Source organism: Kribbella koreensis, assembly GCF_039525325.1.
Lineage (GTDB): Bacteria > Actinomycetota > Actinomycetes > Propionibacteriales > Kribbellaceae > Kribbella > Kribbella koreensis.
This window is the reverse complement of record NZ_BAAAHK010000003.1, coordinates 206,795-224,472: the sequence shown is the minus strand read 5'-3', so window position 1 is coordinate 224,472 and position 17,678 is coordinate 206,795. Positions and strand designations below refer to the sequence as shown.

Sequence of the window (17,678 nt, the reverse complement as noted above, 5' to 3'; positions counted from 1 at the left end):
TCCTAGGCACGGCCCTCCTGTTCGCTGTCCCCGCATTGTTCCGATTCGCACGACGAGCAGTAGGCGAGCATCGGCTCGTAGAGCGTTCCGTCCGTGGGCAGCGTGATCCAGCGCTGGTCGCGGGCTTCCTCACCAGGGCGGGGGATCCGGTCGCCGAGGTCCTTGAGGAAGCTCTCCACCTCACGGGTCAGGTCGCCCAGAGATCGCCAGATCCCGTCCCCGACCCGCCACTCGACCGAGAGCACGCGGCTGTGCGCTTCGTAGACCTCGAGGGCACGACGGACCAGGTAGGTGACCGCGTGGCAACGGTTGCGGTTGCGCAGCACCCGCCGGGTCGACTGCTGGTGCTCGGCCTCCTCGAAGGTCGATACGACGACCGATCGCTCGGTCTCGGTGGACTGCGCCGCCGTGATGGCGTTCTGGGTGAACTGTTCGGCGACCGCGGTCACCGACGATCCGCTGGCCAGCGACGTCTCGGTGGCCAGTGAGAACTCGCCCTGCGCGGTGGGTGCGCCGAAGAACCCGGCCAAGCCACCACCGGCCGACACCGAGGTGTCCACCGAGGTACGGATGTCGACGAGGGTCTGGGCGTAGGCGGTGGCCGACGCGAACCGGCGGGTCTGCGACAGCGCGCTCATCGTCTGGCGGAACGATGAGTGGACGGACAGCCGCTGCTCTTCGGCGCGCACCCGGCGGTACCGGTCGTACTCGTACAGGACGACCTTCTCGCCCGGTAGCAGGGTCGTTGTGTAGAGCAACGGTCCCTGTTGCTGGCCGAGCAGCCGGAGGCAGTGCTCGTAGGTGACCCTGAGCTCCAGCCGGCCCTGCTCGAGCCGGCCGACGTCGAAGACGCGAGCCTCGTAGAAGTACTGGCAGCGGTCGTAGGGGAGCCACGGCACCGGCCGCGGGCTCCGGCAGTCGTCGCCGCATCCGGTGCAGTCGTCGCCACCGTCGTCCGCGGCGCAGGCGGTCAGCAGGAGCCGCTCGGCGTTGACCCGGCCGTAGCCGACCTCCTCGTTCCAGGTGCCGGACGGCTTGGTCGCGACGTTCGCATAGGAGTACAGCGCGGGCGAGATCTTGTCGCAGGTGCTCTCGATCATGCTCCGGACGGCGGCGTTGGACAGCTGCGGTCGCAGGCTGAACACCAGCGCACCCAGCCCGGCCACCGCGGGCGTTGCCGACGACGTTCCGTTGAAGAAGCCGAAGTAGTCGCCCGCGTCATACCCGTCGCCGCCGAGCCGGTCGGTCGTCGGGATCTCCAGGCAGGGCGCGACGACGTCGAGGTCGGGACCGTACGACGCTCCCCAGAAGTCCTCGGCGGACGAGTCACCGGTGCGCTTGCGCTCGTCGCTGCGGTTGGAGCCGCCGACGCACAGGGTTCGTGCATCGCTGCCGGGGAAGCGGGCGATGTTGCCGTCCTCGTTGCCGGACGCGGCGACCAGGAGCAGACCCTGGTCGTGCGCGTACTGCAGCGCGTCGCGGATCAGGTCGAAGTCCCAGACACCCCACGACTCGTAGACACCGAAGCTCATCGAGACGACCTTGGCGCCGTTGTCCGCCGCGAAGTACAGGCCTTCGGCGATGTCCACGTCGGCCCAGGTCGAGGTCGCGATGGCCATCACCTGGCATCCGCCGGCCACCCCGGCCACGCCCTCGGAGTTGTCGAGCCTAGCTGCGACGATCCCGGCGCAGGCAGTCCCGTGGTCGCCCGTGGGGCTGCCGTCGGGGGTGTCGGAGGACGCGTTCCAGGACTGTGGGTACAACAGCAGATCGGGGTGCCCCAGCTCGACTCCCTGGTCGATCACCGCGACAACGACATCGGACGAACCGCGCACGATCTGCCATGCCCGAGGCACCTCCATTCGCTGCAATCCCCACTGCGTGCCGAACTGCGGATCGTTCGGCACGAACTCACCCGCGGGCGGCCTGCAGTTGCCGCGCGTCGCGGCCGGCGACACGGAGCAGGTCGGCGAGATGAACGGCACGGTCTCGAACCGGACGACGGCCGCACCCGCGACACCCCGCGCTTCAGGCGCGTCGGCAAGCCTGGCCGCCACGGACAACGCCGTACCGTCGGTCACCCGCATCGCGGCGTACTCCGGCAGCCGGCTCCGGCGCTGCGGATCCGGCGCCAGGTCTGGTGTCCCCGCAGTCCTTGCCGCATCGACGACCTGCTGCCGAACGTAGAGCCTGGTCGGGTTGACCGTGAAGACCGCACCCACGGTCGCCGTCTCGTCAGCCGCCCGCGCGGCGCCCGCGGACCGGTACGCCGGTGCCACCCACTCGACGAGCGGGCTGGACCCCAGTTGGTCAAGCTGTTCCTCGTCGACGGCGGACTCGTCGCCGCGGCGTACCCACCACAGGCCGTCGGTCTGATTGACGGCCAGAACGGGCCGGCCGGCCTCCCCGATCGTCGCCTGCTCGAACCCGGTCGCCGCGAGCAACTCCTCCTTGCCCGCACGCTCGGCCCCGTCCCGCCACCGGATCGCCAGCAGTTCGGCGACCAAAGTGCTTTCGCCCGCTGCCGGGTGATCGAAACTCTCCGGGAATCCTCTTTCGCTCAACGACATTGCGCCCACCCCTAGGCAAGAGAACCTGAATGCGCCAGTGCGCATCTGCTACTTGCGATGAGTGCGCCACGGGGGCCGCTGATACCTGTTGGCCGCTATCCGAACGACGTCCGGGCCGGACCCCGTGGGATCCGGCCCGGAGCGTCGCGAAGATCAGTTCACGGTGATCTTGTCGACCTCGATGGTGAGGCCCTTGACGAGTGGCGTGGAGGTCCCGGTCGTCACCGATCCGGTTCCCTTCTGCACACCCTTGATGTTCATCGAGTACGTCATCGAGCCACCCGGCGCGCCCGGGGTGCTGGTGACGCGGTAGTCCTCGACCGGCGGGCCGACGATCTGGCTGCCGGCCGTTCCCTCGACGTTCTCGGCGCCGACCGTCAGGCCGTACGCCGCGCCCGGGTCACCCGGCAGGTTGCCGGGGTCGTAGGTGAACGAGATGTCCTCGACGCCGTTGGTGCCGATCCACTGCTGGAACACCTTCAGCTGGTTGGTCCCGAAGAGGAACTCCCGCCACTCGATCACCAGCCAGTTGTTCACCCCGTCGGTCAGGTTGCCGGCCAGGATGCCCGGCGCTCCCTCGCCGTTGAGGTCGGTCCAGTACGGCGCGAGCACGTTGTTCGGACGAGCGGGGTCGGGCAGCGTCTGCGGGAGGAACTGGACGTCGTCGCCCGACGTCGTGCCGCCCGCGACCGAGTAGCCGTCCGAGGTCACGCCGATCCGGTTGTAGGTCTGCCCGGCGAACTGGTACGCGCCGACGTTGAAGTTCAGCGCCTGCTCGTCCCCGATCGGGATCGGCGTGATGCCGAAGATGTCCAGCGGCAGGTAGCCCGCCGGCGAAACACCAGGTGCGATCACCGGTTTGTCGGGCTGACGTCCGGCCAGGGTCGCCGTCTTGGTCGCGATCTGGGTGCCGACCTTGGTCGCGCCCGTCACGCTGTTCAGCCGCAGCTGCGAACTCAAGGTGCTGACTGCGGTGACGTCGGTCGTCTGCAGGCTGTTGTTCTGCACGGTGACGGTGCAGGTCGACGCCCCGGTGTTCTTCGGGATGCTCGACGGCGTGCAGGTCTGGTCGATCGGCACGATGCCTTCCTGGCGGAAGAACGCGACCGGCAGGTGCAGGGCCCGGCTGCCGCCGACCTGCTTGAGGTTGACCTGGCCGAAGTACTGGCCGTCGGGCAGGTCGGGTGCGGTGATCGCGATGGTCAGCTTCTGCGTCTTGCCGGCCTTCACCTGGAACACCGGCGGCAGCACCGTGATGTTCGCGCCGCTGACCGTCGTACCGGTGGCGGTGAAGGTGAGCGTGGAGTTGGTGACGTTCTTGACCGTCCGCTCGGCCGTGATCAGGCCTGGCATGGTCGGCGCGTTCACCGACGGCAGGTTGAGGTCGATCCGGTTCAGCGCGTCGGTGGCCGAGGCCGCGTAGTTCGCCGCGGTCTCGTCCATGGTCAGACCGGGGTCGCCGGCCTTGGTGAGATCGATCCGGCCACCACCCATGTCGAACGGGTCGGCCTGGCTGACCCGGTCCGGCTTCTTGACCGTGGTCTTGCCGGTCGTCTCCAGCGCGGACTTGACCTGGCCCGGCGTCCACGACGGATGCAGAGCGAAGACGAGCGCGGCCGCGCCGGCCACGTGTGGTGAGGACATCGAAGTACCGGCGATCGCCTGGTACAGGTTCCCGGGCGGTCCTTCGGCCGGGGACTCGGGCGTCGGCGTCAGGCCGGCCAGGATGTGCAGGCCGGGTGCGGTGACGTCGGGCTTGAGGAAGTCACCACCGGGGCCGCGCGACGAGAAGTACGTCATCACGTCGCCCTGCCAGGTGGTCTTGGTGCCTTGCGTGAACGTCGCGGTCGTACCGGGGTGCGCTGCGAGGAAAGCGAGCAGCGCATCGGCGTCAGGCTTCTCGAGCTGGACGGCCGGCAGCCAGTGGTTGTCGGTGAACACGTCGAACGGTGCGGAGTTGTACATCAGCATGCCGACCGCGCCGCCCTGCAGGATGTTGAAGCCCTTCATCACGCGGCCCGAGGTGAACTGGCAGGCGACGATCTTGCCGGTGAACGTGCCGGCCGGTGCGGGCGTGTTGCAGGTCGCGTCGGTGTACCCCGGTGTGGAGCCGGCGACGACGACCGGTGCCGGCGTACCGACGCCCGCGGTGATGGACGCACCGGAGATCGTGGCCGTGGCACCGCCGCCGGTCAGCGTGACCGTCGAGCGGAAGGTCCGGCTCTGCGTGGACGCCGCGACCGTGGTGACCCACGGGCTGCGGTGGTCGGTCGTGTTCGCGCCCGGGCCGGAGTTGCCGGCCGAGGCGGCGACGAAGACGCCGGCCGCGTACGCGTCCAGGAATGCGAGCTCGACGGGGTCGGAGTACGGGTCGCTGCCGCCGGAGATCGAGAAGTTGATCACCCGGACGCCGTCGAGGATGGCCCGCGCGACGGCCGCTGCCGAGTCGCTGGGGAAGCAGCCCTCGGCACCGCAGACCTTGTACACCGAGACGGACGCTGCTGGAGCGATACCGAGGAGCGCGCCCCGGTCGATGCCCAGCGGGTTGGCGTGCGCCACCGCTCCACCGGCCGACGTCGTGGCGGTGTGGGTGCCGTGACCGTTGGAGTCACGCGCGGAGTCGGGGTAGACGTCGCCGCCGATCACCGCGTTGTAGGTGTCGAGGAACGGCCGCCCGCCGATCAGCTTGTTGTTGCAGGCGAACACGTCGCTGGCCGGGGTCAGCGGGTTGTCGCCGAAGTCGCAGACCCGTGGCGTGCCATCAGTGGTTGGCGGTGGCGCGGGCAGGTTGCCGGGGTCGGCGAACGACGGGTGCTCGGGCCAGGCGCCGCTGTCCAGGATGCCGACGATGATGCCCTTGCCGGAGTTGGCCGAGCCACCGAGCTGGTTGTAGATCGTCGGGGCGCCGATGAAGGCCCCGCTGGAGTCGGTGAGCAGTTGCTGCGGGTTGTCCTGCTGGACCGCGGCCACGCCGGGCAGCTTCAGCAGGTCGCGGGCCTTGTTCGCCTGCACGCTCAGCGCGATGCCGCCGTACACGGTCCGCAGTTTCTGGCCCGCCTTCGCGCTCGGGACCCGGTCGCGCATCGCAGCCAGGAAGGTGTCCTCGACAGCAGTCACATGCTTGAGGTACTTCGTCGCGTTCGCGCTCTTGGGGTCGAGGCGCTTGCCGGTCACCGACGGGCTGGTACCGGGCAGGCCGGCCAGTCCGCCGCGATAGGCGGCCAGCGAGTCGTAGTCGAGCTTGACGACCACGCGGACCTGCTTCGCCGACGTGCTGTTGACGAGAGCCGGGTCGCTCTTGGCGAGCTGGCCACTGGGCGACTTGGCGCCATTGACCGTGCCGGCGAGCGTCAGTGGCGTCGCGGTCCAGGTCTTGCCATTGGGGTCGGGGGTGGCCGCTCCCGCGCTCAACGCGGGCAGAGTGGCGGCGATCAGCAGGCCGGCGGACAGGCCGGCGATAGTGGTGCGTCGGTTGCTGCGGGTCCGGGTTCTGGACCTCATGTGGGCCTCCCGTGAAGGCAGATGACGCCGTCAGCGGAGGAAGTGGCACGCAGAACGTCCGGTCGACCCCCCAGAGTGACGCTGACAGACCCCTCAGTCCTGTGACCGATCCCCCCCGGGTACCGGCGTACCGGCAGGCAACCCCCTCTGGCGCCTGCCTGAGCAGAGGTTATGCCCCAACCTCGCCCCTCGGGTAGACCTCGGCCCCTACTGGTATCACCCGAGCGCTTGACTCCAGCGAGTGAGCGAAAGGCTGGCACACCGTGTCAGCGCGGTGTCAGCGGGGTTGGCGACAGTGGTCCAGCACGATCCCTGCAACCACTTCCTGCCTGGAGGCAGACCGACATGTTCCATCGCATCGGGCGCGCCGTCGTCCGTCATCCCATCTGGACCATCCTGGCCTGGGTGTTCGTCGCGGCCGCGGTCGTCGCCACCGCGCCCAGCCTGCCGTCCAGCAGCGACGAGAGCAGCTTCCTGCCGAAGAGCTACGAGTCGATCCAGGCTGCCGAGCTGCAGCAGAGTGCCTTCCCCAGTAGCTTCACACCGTCGGCGATCGTGCTCTACCAGCGCGCCGACGGCGGCAAGCTCACTCCGGAGGACCTGAAGGCGGCGGCCGGGATCACCACCCAGCTGGGCGCCAAGAAGATCGACCAGGTCGAGCAGGTCGTGCCCGGCCCGCCGTCCAAGGACGGCAAGTACGTGATGGGCCTGGTCTCGATGAACGACGAGACCGCCGGTCAGCCCAAGCAGATGGATGCCGCGAAGGCGCTGCGCAACGACGCCAAGGAGCTCACCAAGGGCACCCAGCTCGAGGCCAAGCTCGGTGGCTCGGCGGCGCAGGGGCTGGACCAGCAGGAGTCGTCCAATCGCGCCAACGTGCTGACCTTCGTCGGTACGTTCGTGATCATCCTGCTGACGCTGCTGATCATCTTCCGCTCGCCGATCCTCGCGGTGCTGCCGCTGGTCGTCCTGCTCGCTCTGGTGTCCACCACGGCCAACGCGCTGATCGCGGACGCCTCCAAGCTCTTCGGACTGGAGGCGAACAGTTCGATCTCGGCGCTGCTGATCGTCGTACTACTCGGCGTCGGCACCGACTACTACCTCTTCCTGATGTTCCGGTACCGCGAGCGGCTGCGGGCGGGTGACGAGCCGAAGCAGGCCATGATCAACGCGGTCGGCCGGGTAGGTGAGGCGATCGCCTCGGCGGCCGGTGCGGTGATGATCTCGTTCCTCGCGCTACTGCTGTCGACGCTCGGCTTCCTCCAGCAGATGGGCCCAGCGCTCGCCATCAGCGTCGCGGTGACCCTGATCGCCGCGCTGACGCTGTTCCCGGCGGTCTGCTCGCTGATCCCGCCGAAGGCGCTGTTCTGGCCATCGAAGCAGTCGTGGCGCAAGGAGCCCACCAACGCGCGCTTCGCGGCACTCGGTCGTGGCGTGCAGCGCCGTCCGGGCCTGTACGCCGCTGTCTCGGGCGTGATCATGGTCGCCCTGGCGCTCGGCACGCTCGGGTTCAAGGCGACGTTCGACCTGGCGGCCGGGTCGATGCCGGAGACCAAGGAGTCGATGGTCGTCCAGTCCGAGATGCAGAGCTCCTACTCGGCCGGCGCCGCGGAGCCGACCTCGGTGCTCCTCACCTCGGGCAGCGCTATCGACCAGGCTGCGCTTCCGGCGTACGAGAAGAAGCTCGGTGCGGTCTCCGGGGTCGCGGATGTCTCGCCGGCCGCGCTGAGCAAGGACGGCAAGACGGCCAACATCACGGTCACGCTGAAGTACGGGTCGGCCACCGACGCGGCGCTCGACGTGGTCGGCGATGTCCGCGATGTCGCGCACGCCGAGGCGCCGCCCGGCACGAAGGCGCTGGTCGGTGGCATGACCTCGATCTTCAAGGACATCAACGCGGCGGTGAACCACGACTACCGCACGGTGTTCCCGCTCGCCGCGCTGCTGATCATGGTCATCCTCGGGCTCCTGCTGCGCAGCATCGTGGCGCCCTGGTACCTGATGGCCTCGGTCGGTCTCGGCTTCGCCGCCACGCTCGGCGCGACCGTGCTGATCTTCCAGAGGGGGCAGGGGCACTCCGGGCTGATGTTCATGCTGCCGGTGATCATGTACCTGTTCGTGGTTGCCATCGGCACCGACTACAACATCCTGATGATCTCCCGGCTGCGGGAGGAGGCGCGCGAAGGGCGCGAGCCCCGCGAGGCGGCCAGTATGGCGATCCGCCACGCCGGTCCGACGGTGGCGGCGGCCGGATTCATCCTGGCGGCGACGTTCGCCACCTTGATGCTGGCCGGCAACTCGTTGCTGACCGAGATGGGCTTCGCGGTCTCGTTCGGCATCGTCGTCGCCGCGTTCGTGATGGCGATGTTCTTCACCCCGGCACTGACCGCCCTGATCGGCCACGCCGCCTGGTGGCCGGGCCGCCAGGACCAGAAGTCCTCCCTCACCCCGGCACCGGCCGACGCCGAGCCACGCCCCCTCGACTTCTCCGCAAAGACCTGACAGACAGAGGTTCAGCGACGGCGTACGCCGGGGCGGGAGCGGTCGACCATGGTGCGGAGGCGCTGGAGTACCTGGTCGGTGAACAGGCCGGCCAGGCAGCCGGTCAGGACCAGGACGGCTATGCCTGCGCTTGACGTGGTCTCGTCTCCGATGCTGATCAGCCCGGTGTTGACGGCGATGACGGAGACCGAGCCGAGTAGCGCCGACCAGAGCGGGCGCAGGACGTACCACCAGATCGAGCGATCCTCGACGCTGCTGGAGCGGCGGGTCAGCGCCATGCTCTGCCGGATGACGCTGCCGACCGCTCCCGCGGCCGCCCCGACGATGAGCAGGCTCATGTTGAGCGTGACGGCGAAGTCCAGGATCCACCAGTCGAACGCGCGGTCGGCCAGCTTGGCGGAGCCGGCCGCCTCCTGGTCTGCCACGAGTTGTTCGGCGAGACCGTAGGCGGCGATCAGCGAGAACAGGGCGGCGATCGCCTCGGCGATGTTCACCGCAACGATCTGCCCCCAGGCCGGACGGTCCTCGCGACCGTTCGGCGCCCGCCGTGACGTGGTTGGCTTGACCGTGTTGTCCATCTGACGCCTCCGTTGTGTTGCACCTTCACTGGATACGGAGGTCCGTACGGGCGTCCGGATACATCGCGGACGTGGATTGCTGGTGGGAGGCCGTTGTAGCGTCCTGTCATGTTGACCGAGCAGCCGCGCTACGGGTTATTGGGTCGGCACACCGAGTGCCGGTCCGTGGAGCGGCTCTTGGACCACGTGCGAGCTAGTCAGAGCGAGGTCCTGGTCCTGCGCGGTGACCCCGGCATCGGCAAGTCCGCTCTGCTGGGGCACACGCTGGGCAGTGCGTCCGGTTTCCGGGTGGCGCGAGTGGCAGGGGTGGAGTACGAGTCAGAGCTCGCGTACGCCGGACTGCACCAGCTCTGCACGCCGCTGCTCCCACTGAAGGACCGGCTGCCCGCGCCGCAACGGGACGCGCTCGACACCGCGTTCGGACTCGGCACGCAAGGACCCGCCGACCGGTTCGTCGTCGGGCTCGCGACACTTGCTCTGCTCGCCGAGGCCGGGGGAGACCAGCCACTGCTGTGCGTGATCGACGACGCCCAGTGGCTGGACCGGGAGTCGCTGCTGACGATCGCGTTCGTCGCCCGGCGGCTGCTGGCCGAGTCGGTCGGGATCGTGCTCGCGACCCGACAGGCCAGTGAGGTGCGGGAGCTGGCCGGGCTGCCGGAACTGGCGCTCGGCGGACTCAGGTACAGCGATGCCCGTGAGCTGCTGGACGCGGCCTGGCCGGGGCGCCTGGACGAGAAGATCCGGGACCGGATCATCGCGGAGTCGAGAGGCAATCCGCTCGCGCTCCTCGAGCTTCCGCGGGGGCTGACACCGGCCGAGCTGGCCGGCGGCTACCAGCTCCCGGACGCGGCGCCGCTCGCGACCCAGATCGAGCAGACCTTCCTGCGGCAGATCGAGTCCCTGCCGGCCGACACCCGGCGGCTCATGCTGGTGGCCGCGGCCGAGCCGATGGGCGACGTGGCCTTGCTGTGGCGGTCGGCGACCCTGCTGGGACTCGGACCCAACGCCGCGGCGGCCGCGCAGCAGGAGGGGCTGATCGATCTCGGCGTACACGTGCGGTTTCGTCATCCGCTGGTGCGTTCGGCGGTCTACCGGGCCGCTTCCGCGGGTGAGCGGCTCCAGGTGCACGGTGCGTTGGCCGAGGGCATCGATCCGGAACTCGAACCCGATCGGCAGGCGTGGCACCGCGGCCATGCGACCACCGGCCTGGACGAGTCGGTGGCCGATCAGCTGGAGCAGTCGGCCGGCCGGGCGAAGGCCCGCGGCGGCATCGCCGCTTCGGCCGCGTTCCTCGAGCGCGCCGCCGAGTTGACCCCGGATCCGCGCCGGCGTGGACGGCGGACTCTCGCCGCCGCCCGGGCGAGGTACGAATCGGGCGCCTTCGATGCCGCCACGGCCCTGCTGGCGCTGGCAGCGGGGTACCCGATGGACGACCTCGGTCGCGCCGAGGTCGCCCGCCTGCGCGCTCAGATCATCTTCTCCCTCAACCGCGGCGTCGACGCGCCGCCCGTACTGCTCGCCGCTGCCGAGAAGCTCGCGCCACTCGATGTCGAGACGGCGCGCGACACCTACCTGGAGGCGCTCGGCGCGAGCATCTACGCCGGCCGCCTCCATGGCCCGGTCGGATCGCGTGAGGTCGCCACCGCCGCTCGGATCTCGCTGTCCAGAACGCCCGCGTCCCGGCCGGCCGGCCTTCTCCTCGATGGCCTGGTGACCCGGTTCACGGATGGCTATGTGGCCGGTGTGGCGCCCCTGCGAACTGCCCTCGACGCGTTCGCCGGCGCTGAGGAGAACGACGTCCTGCGCTGGTTCTGGCTGCCGTGGCTGGTGGCGGGCGATCTGTGGGACGACCTGAAATGGCATGAGCTGGCTACCCGGGCAGTCCGGCTGTGCCGCGAGTCCGGCGCGCTCACGTTGCTACCGCTGGCGCTGGGTTACCGGGCTGTCGCGCATCTGCACGCCGGCGAGTTCGCGGCCGCGTCGGCGCTGACGGAGGAGAGCGAGGTGATCTGCCGGGCGACTGGTGCCGCGGCCGTGAACTACCCCAAGATGTTGCTCGCCGTCTGGCGCGGGATGGACCCGACCGAGCTGATGGACACCTTCCGGCTCGACCTCGAGGACGTGACCGCGCGCGGCGAGGCCCGTGGGATCGGCGGCCTCGGGTACATCAACGCGATCCTGCACAACTCCCTCGGGCACTACGACGCCGCGCTGGCCGCGGCCCGGATGGCCTGCGAGTACGACGACCTGGGCCTGTGCGGCTTCGCTCTGGCCGAGCTGGTCGAGGCTGCCTGCCGAAACGGCGCCCGCGACGAGGCTGCTGCCGCTCTGCGACGACTACGGGAACGAACCACGGCCGCCGGCACGGACTGGGCGATCGGCGTACAGGCCTGGTCGCGCGCGCTGATGAGCGATGGTCCGGCCGCCGAAGCGCTCTACCGGGAGGCGATCGAGCGACTCGAGCAGACCCGCGTCACCGTCCATCTCGGCCGCGCGCGCCTGCTGTACGGCGAGTGGTTGCGCCGGGAGTCGCGGCGCAACGACGCACGCCAGCAGCTCCGGGCCGCTCATGACCTGTTCGGCCAGATCGGAGCCGAGGCGTTCGCCGATCGCGCCCGGCGCGAGCTGCTCGCCGCCGGCGGATCGGCACACGGTCGCGGCGACCGCACCCGCGGACTGCTCACCAACCAGGAGTCGCAGATCGCGCGGCTTGCGCGAGAGGGCCTGTCCAACCCCGAGATCGGCGCGGAGCTGTACATCAGCCGGCACACCGTGGACTGGCACCTGCGGAAGGTGTTCGCGAAGCTTGAGATCAGTTCGCGCAAGGAGCTCGGCCGCGTACCGCTGAGCCGGCTCGAATCGGCCTAACCCGCTGACAGCGATCCGAGCTGGTCCGCGAAGCCCGCCATCGCGGCGTAGTGCAGGAACGGACCCCAACTCACCCGCGCCACACCAAGCGCTGCCAGCTGGTCCACGGGTGGCGTCTGCGGCAGCCGGACGACATTGACGGGGCTCCCGACCTGCTCGATGAAGTCCTGGAGCGCGTCCGGCTCCCACAGACCGATGGGGTAGACGCAGTCGGCGCCTGCCTCGGCGTAGGCGGTCCCGCGTTCGACAGCCTCCGGTACCAGCTTCGCCAGCGCCTCGGCGTCGGCACCGGCGAGCAGCGGGCCGAGGAAGACATCGACCCGGGCGTTGATGACGAACGGATAGTCGGCCTCGACCGCGGCCCGGCGAACCGCGGCCAGCCAGGTTGCCTGCTGATCCGTAGTACGGAAACCGCCGTTGCGGTGATCGGTGTCCTCCAGGTTGCAGCCGGCCGCGCCGAGGGACTGCAGCGCCGCCACCAGGGCGGTCGGCTCCATGCCGTAGCCGGCCTCCGCATCCACCGTGACGGGCACCTCTACAGCTCGGACGATCCGGGCCGCCGCGCCGAACATCTCCTCGGCAGGCGCGCCCTCCTGGTCCTCGTAGCCGAGCGTCGCGGCCACTCCACCGCTCGTGGTCGCGACGACCGGGAAACCCGCGGTGACCACCGCGCGGGCCGTCGCCGCGTCCCAGACGTTCGGGAGGAGCAGGGGAGTGCCAGGTAGATGCAGCGACCTGAGCAGCTCGCAACGGTGCCGTAGCTCTGTGTTCTGGACCACTGTCATGCCCCTCCCTCTCCGCGATCAGCCTTCACAGCTTTACTCCTGGCGGCCCGCGATGTCACGAATCGGGGCGCTGATCGGTCGTATGTATGAGCCCGGTTCGCGACGACGAGAGGACCAGAGTCGATGCAGCGCTGGTTGAGCAACCTGCGGGGGAGGGTGTTCCCCGACCACTGGTCGCTGTTGTTCGGCCAGATCGCCTTCTACAGCTTCATCGTGGTGACGATCAGCGGCGTGGTGCTGATGGTCCCCTACGATCCGTCGATCGAGCACGTCGTCTATGACGGCCCGTACGCGCCCCTGCGCGGGGTGTCGATGTCGCGGGCGCTGGATTCGACCCTGCACATCAGCTTCGAGATGCGTGCCGGACTGCTGATCCGTCAGGTCCACCACTGGGCGTCCCTGCTGATGGTGGCGGCGATCATGCTGCAGTTGCTGCGGCTGTTCTTCACCGGCGGCTTCCGTCGGCCGCGGCGGCTGAGCTGGCTGGTGGTCTTCGGACTGTTCATCACCACGCTGGGCGCGGCTCAGACCGGTACATCGCTCCCGGACGACATGTTGTCGGGCTCGAGCCTCTCGGTCATCGACGGTGTGGTGAAGTCCATCCCGTTCTTGGGCTCGGACATCTCGGCCATCCTGTTCAACGGGCAGTTCCCGGGTGACGTCCTCAGGCTGTTCTATCCGTTGCACGTGTACGTGCTGCCCGCCGTACTCGTTGTCCTCTTCATCGTCGCCGGGGTCCTCGCGCTCAAGCACCAGCCCGCTCAGTACCCCGGACCCGGGCGAACGAACGACAACATCGTCGGGAACTCGGCGGCGGTGGCCGCAGTCAAGAGTGCCGGCCTGTTCTGCTTCGTGGTCGGCGTCTCGCTGGTGATGGGCGTCACGGCCACCATCAACCCGATCTGGATGTACGGCCCGGCGGACCCGGCCAACGCCTCGGCCGGGATCGGCCCGGCGTGGTACCTCGCCTTCGTGGACGGCGGCCTCCGGCTGATGCCCGGCTGGGAGGTCGAGGTCGGGGGCCGGACCCTCACGCTCGCCATCCTGGTACCAGTTGTGGTCTGCAGCCTGTTCCTCGTGCTCTTCGCCGTCTACCCCTTCATCGAGGACTGGGTCGTCGGTGACAAGGCGGATCAGAACCTGCTCGACCGGCCTCGCAACAACCCGATCCGGACCGGCATCGGTGTCGCCGGCATCGTCTTCTACGGCATCCTGTGGGCCGCCGCCGGCGCCGACACGATGGCCGTCATGTTCCACACCTCGTTCAACTGGATCATCCACCTGTTGCAGGTGCTCGTGATCGTCGGTCCGCCGGCCGCGCTGGTCCTGACCCGTCGCATCTGCGTCGGGCTGCAGGAACACGATCTGGACGTGGCCGTGGAGGGAGCCGAGACCGGCCGGGTCGTCCGGCTGCCGAACGGCGGGTACGTCGAGGACCATCGTCCGGTCGATGCGTACCGGCGTTATCGCCTGGCAGGCTTCGTTCGCGTCCCGGCCCTGCCGCTTGCTCCCAACTACTCCGCCGCGCGACGGCTGCAGGTCCGGCTGGCCAACTTCTTCGACCAGGATCGGCTGACTCCGGCGCCGGAGGACAACTCGTTGCCTCCGGCCCCTTCGAAGGCCGCCGTCGGGCCGGGCCCGGATCAGTCCTGACGGGGGAGCAGGTGCGCCTTGAGCGAGACGCGGGCACGGCTGATCCGCGACTTCACCGTGCCCACCGGGATGCCGACCTGCTCGGCGATCTCGTCGTAGCTCAGCTCGTAGATGTCGCGTAGTACGACCGCCGTGACCGTCTCGGGCAGATCGATCTCCAGCTGCTCGAGTGCGTCGAGCAGATCCAGTCGAGTGCCGGCGACGACGCTGGTCGTGCGCGGGTCGGGACGGTCGTACCGGGCCGGGCGATCGTCGTCCTGCCAGGCCGCGGTGTTCTCGACAGCCCGCCGCTTCAAGCGCCGGTAGGTCTCGCGGGCGGCGTTCGACGCGACCACATGCACCCAGGTGCTGAACCGGCTCCGGCCGTTGAACGTGCCGAGCTTCGTCGCGATCGACAGCAGCGCGTCCTGACAGGCGTCCTCGGCGTCGGCGCGGAACGGCAGCACCCGCTGGCAGATCCGCATCACCTGCGGCTGCACCTGCCGGATCAGCTCGTCCAGCGAGGCAGGGTCCTGGGCAGCGCGCCGCGCCAGTTCGTCGAGCGCGTCCGCGTCGGTGACCATGGGCTTGAGGATAATGACTGACATGGTTCAGCCCTCTCATTTTGGCCGGTACGCCGTGATCCGGCGGCTCGGCAGTGGTGGATTCGCTGCTGTCTGGCTGGTTCGCGACGAAGAGCTCGACGCCGAGGTCGCGGTGAAGGTGCTGGCCGAGCACTGGGTCGACGATCTCGACGTCCGCCGCCGGTTCGTCGAGGAGGGCCGGTTCCTGCGCAAGGTGGAGTCGCCGTACGTCGTCGGCGTCCACGACATCGGTACCACCGACGACGACCGGCCTTTCCTGGTACTGACCTATGCCGACCGTGGATCGCTGGCCGACCGGATCAAGACCGGCCCGCTCCCGCTGGCCGACGCGGTCGAGGTGATCTCGAACGTCAGCGCCGGGCTGCAGGAGCTGCACAATCGCGGTGTCCTGCATCGGGACGTGAAGCCGGAGAACGTGCTGTTCCGCAGTACGCCGACCGGCGAGCGGGCCATGCTCGGCGATCTGGGTCTGGGCAAGTCGCTCGAAGCGGTGTCGCGGGTGACGATGCCGAGTGGGACTCCGGCGTACGTCGCGCCCGAGCAGGTCCGCGGCGACGTCCTCGATCCGCGGGCTGATCTCTATGCGTTGGCGGCCGTCACGTACGCCGCGCTGGCCGGCAAGCCGCCGTACGGTGCGACGACCCTTGCAGCGGTGCTGACTGTCGCTGGGCCGCCGGATTCGTTGCGGACGGTTCGCGACGACGTACCGGTCGAGGTGGACGAGGTGATCCGGCGTGGGCTGAGCCAGGACCGGGAGGAGCGCTGGCCGGATGTCCAGTCGTTCGCCGAGGCGCTGCGGACGGCTGCTGCGCTGGAGGTCGTCCCCGCCCGGCGTCGGCTTTCGCTCAATCCGTGGCTGGCGGCAACGATCGCGGCCGCGCTGTTGGGTGGTACCGGCGGCTATCTGGGCTGGCAGTACGGCGTCCAGCGGCAACGTGTGCGGGTCGTGGATCAACAGCAGGTCCTGTCGGTCGAGCTTCCTCGGGAGTGGGCGCGCACCCGCAGCGGCGACGGTTGGCAGCCGGAGGGGGCGGCGAGTCCGCTTCCCGGTTTGCTGGTGAGTGCCGACAACAGCAAGTGGAGCAAGTCCGATGCGAAGGTGTCGGGCGTCTTCGCGGGCGTGCTGCCACCGGGGTCGTTGCCGTCGTCGGCCGCGCTGCCTGGTCCGGCGGGGTGCGCGGAGTCGGCGGAGCGGGTCGACAAGCCGTTCACCGCGACTGCGAAGTACGTCGGCTGTCCGGCGGGAATGACGACCTTTGAGCGGGTGCAGCAGATCGACGGTGCGCTGGTGCGGATCCAGGTGCGCGCCGAGGACGGGGCGCAGGCCGAGCGAGTACTCGACTCGCTGGCCTACAACCCCAAGAAATAAGGCTCAGTGGCCTAGTTGGTACGGCCGGTTGTCCTCGTCGCCGGTGCCCTTCTTCAACGGGGTGGCGAGCTCGCAGGCGCCGGTCGCGGGCGCGCACCGGGCGATGGCGGTCTTACCCCCGTGCTCGGCCAGTACCAGGATGTGGTTGGCATCCTCCATCACGGTGGAGATGATCGCGACCGAGGAGGCGCCCGACCACTCGCGCACGGCGTGGCCGGTCCGTACGTCGATCGCGGCGAACAGGCCGTCGCCGTAGCCGTCGCGGTAGGCCGGTCCACCGAGCGCGTAGGAGCTACCGGTGAGGAGCTCGTCCACGGCGTACTCGCAGGTGGCCCAGCTCTTCCTGGCCGTCGCGAGATCGATCAGCGCGGTGCAGCTGCCGTCGTCGGTCGTCGAGACGATCGACGCCGCGAGCTTGAGGTCCGGCGACACGGCCGACGGATCCGGTACGGCGTTGACGGGCTTGGCCGCGTCGTCGCCGGCCGTCCACTTGTAGAGGCTCTCCTTCTCGCTCTTGTTCGACGCGCTGAAGTAGACCTCGCTGCCCTGGACCGCGAGCACGATCGGCTCGTGCTGGCCGTTGACCTGCAGGGAGTACGTCTCGCCACTGGGGTTGTCACGCCAGGCGAGCGTGAACTTCGCAAGCTCGGTGCCGTCGGCAGTCGTCGGCTGTACGCCGTACGCGCTGCTCTTCTGGTCGGCCGAGGAGGCGACCGTCGTGACGTCGTTGACGGATTCACCGCGGGTGCCGTTGGTCCAGGCGGTGAGCACTGCCTTCCCGTCGTCCTTCGGCCGATGCAGCACGAGGGCGCCGTTCCCTGTCCGCGCAACATCCCAGACCGGCCCATCCGAGGCCGGCAGGGTGAACTTGCCACCACCGAGGTGCACGGTCCGCCCATCGACGTACGACGTGGCCGGCGCGGCCCCCTGCTTGAGCTTGCCCAGATCGATCGTCTGCTTGACCGCCCCGGACGACGTACCCGATTCACCCGGCTTGGCCGAGGACGGCCGACTCGTCGTCGTGGACGGCGTCGACGGCTTGGCCACCGGCTTGCTCACGCTGTCGATCGGCTTGAGACTGCCGTCCCCAGACGCCGACGCCAACGTCGGCGTCTGCTGCGCCGCAACCACGATCCCCGCCACCACAGCGCCCACCGAAACCCCAGCCACCAGCCCCGCCAACTTGATGTTCCGCTTCATAACGCCCCTCCGAGTGAGTCCACAGTTTGTCGTAACAGGGGGCTTAGATGGTGGGCCGACACGATCGG

At 69.2% G+C, this 17,678-nt stretch carries 10 protein-coding genes; 4 read left to right on the top strand and 6 right to left on the bottom strand.

Annotated features, from left to right (window positions below; all coding sequences use genetic code 11):
• Positions 1-2 precede the first annotated feature (2 nt).
• Both ABD116_RS04940 and ABD116_RS04935 read right to left on the bottom strand, forming a co-directional pair.
• Positions 3-2,570, bottom strand: a complete 2,568-nt coding sequence (locus tag ABD116_RS04940) for a S8 family serine peptidase (protein WP_343965245.1) — start codon at positions 2,568-2,570, stop codon at positions 3-5.
• 153 nt (positions 2,571-2,723) lie between these two features.
• The gene (locus ABD116_RS04935; protein WP_343965243.1) at positions 2,724-6,071 is read right to left on the bottom strand and encodes a S8 family serine peptidase; all 3,348 of its coding nucleotides are present in this window, start codon (positions 6,069-6,071) and stop codon (positions 2,724-2,726) included.
• Positions 6,072-6,416: 345 nt separating this feature from the next.
• On the opposite strand from ABD116_RS04935, the gene ABD116_RS04930 reads away from it, so the two are divergent.
• Complete coding sequence (locus ABD116_RS04930; RefSeq protein ID WP_343965241.1) at positions 6,417-8,573, top strand: MMPL family transporter; 2,157 nt, start codon at positions 6,417-6,419, stop codon at positions 8,571-8,573.
• Between the two features lie 11 nt (positions 8,574-8,584).
• Here ABD116_RS04930 and ABD116_RS04925 read toward each other — a convergent pair whose 3' ends face one another.
• Positions 8,585-9,151, bottom strand: coding sequence for a hypothetical protein (locus tag ABD116_RS04925; RefSeq protein WP_343965239.1), 567 nt, complete (start codon positions 9,149-9,151; stop codon positions 8,585-8,587).
• Positions 9,152-9,259: 108 nt separating this feature from the next.
• Here ABD116_RS04925 and ABD116_RS04920 point away from each other — a divergent pair, with 108 nt between their 5' ends.
• Entirely contained in the window at positions 9,260-12,019 is a 2,760-nt protein-coding gene (locus tag ABD116_RS04920; protein ID WP_343965237.1) for an ATP-binding protein, read from the top strand.
• Here ABD116_RS04920 and ABD116_RS04915 read toward each other — a convergent pair.
• The gene (locus tag ABD116_RS04915) at positions 12,016-12,804 is read right to left on the bottom strand and encodes an isocitrate lyase/PEP mutase family protein (RefSeq protein ID WP_343965235.1); all 789 of its coding nucleotides are present in this window, start codon (positions 12,802-12,804) and stop codon (positions 12,016-12,018) included. The two genes, ABD116_RS04920 and ABD116_RS04915, sit on opposite strands and share 4 nt — an antisense overlap.
• Positions 12,805-12,927: 123 nt before the next feature.
• Between ABD116_RS04915 and qcrB the strand changes: the two genes are divergently transcribed.
• Positions 12,928-14,457: a cytochrome bc1 complex cytochrome b subunit gene (qcrB, locus tag ABD116_RS04910; RefSeq protein WP_343965233.1), complete on the top strand. Its 1,530-nt coding sequence runs from the start codon at positions 12,928-12,930 to the stop codon at positions 14,455-14,457.
• Here qcrB and ABD116_RS04905 read toward each other — a convergent pair.
• Positions 14,448-15,020 carry an RNA polymerase sigma factor gene (locus tag ABD116_RS04905; RefSeq protein ID WP_343965231.1) on the bottom strand — a complete coding sequence of 191 codons (573 nt, stop codon included), beginning with the start codon at positions 15,018-15,020 and terminating at the stop codon, positions 14,448-14,450. The two genes, qcrB and ABD116_RS04905, sit on opposite strands and share 10 nt — an antisense overlap.
• 22 nt (positions 15,021-15,042) lie before the next feature.
• On the opposite strand from ABD116_RS04905, the gene ABD116_RS04900 reads away from it, so the two are divergent.
• Positions 15,043-16,410: a serine/threonine-protein kinase gene (locus tag ABD116_RS04900; RefSeq protein WP_343965229.1), complete on the top strand. Its 1,368-nt coding sequence runs from the start codon at positions 15,043-15,045 to the stop codon at positions 16,408-16,410.
• A 3-nt stretch (positions 16,411-16,413) separates the two neighbouring features.
• Here ABD116_RS04900 and ABD116_RS04895 read toward each other — a convergent pair whose 3' ends face one another.
• Positions 16,414-17,610, bottom strand: a complete 1,197-nt coding sequence (locus tag ABD116_RS04895) for a hypothetical protein (protein WP_343965227.1) — start codon at positions 17,608-17,610, stop codon at positions 16,414-16,416.
• Positions 17,611-17,678 lie beyond the last annotated feature (68 nt).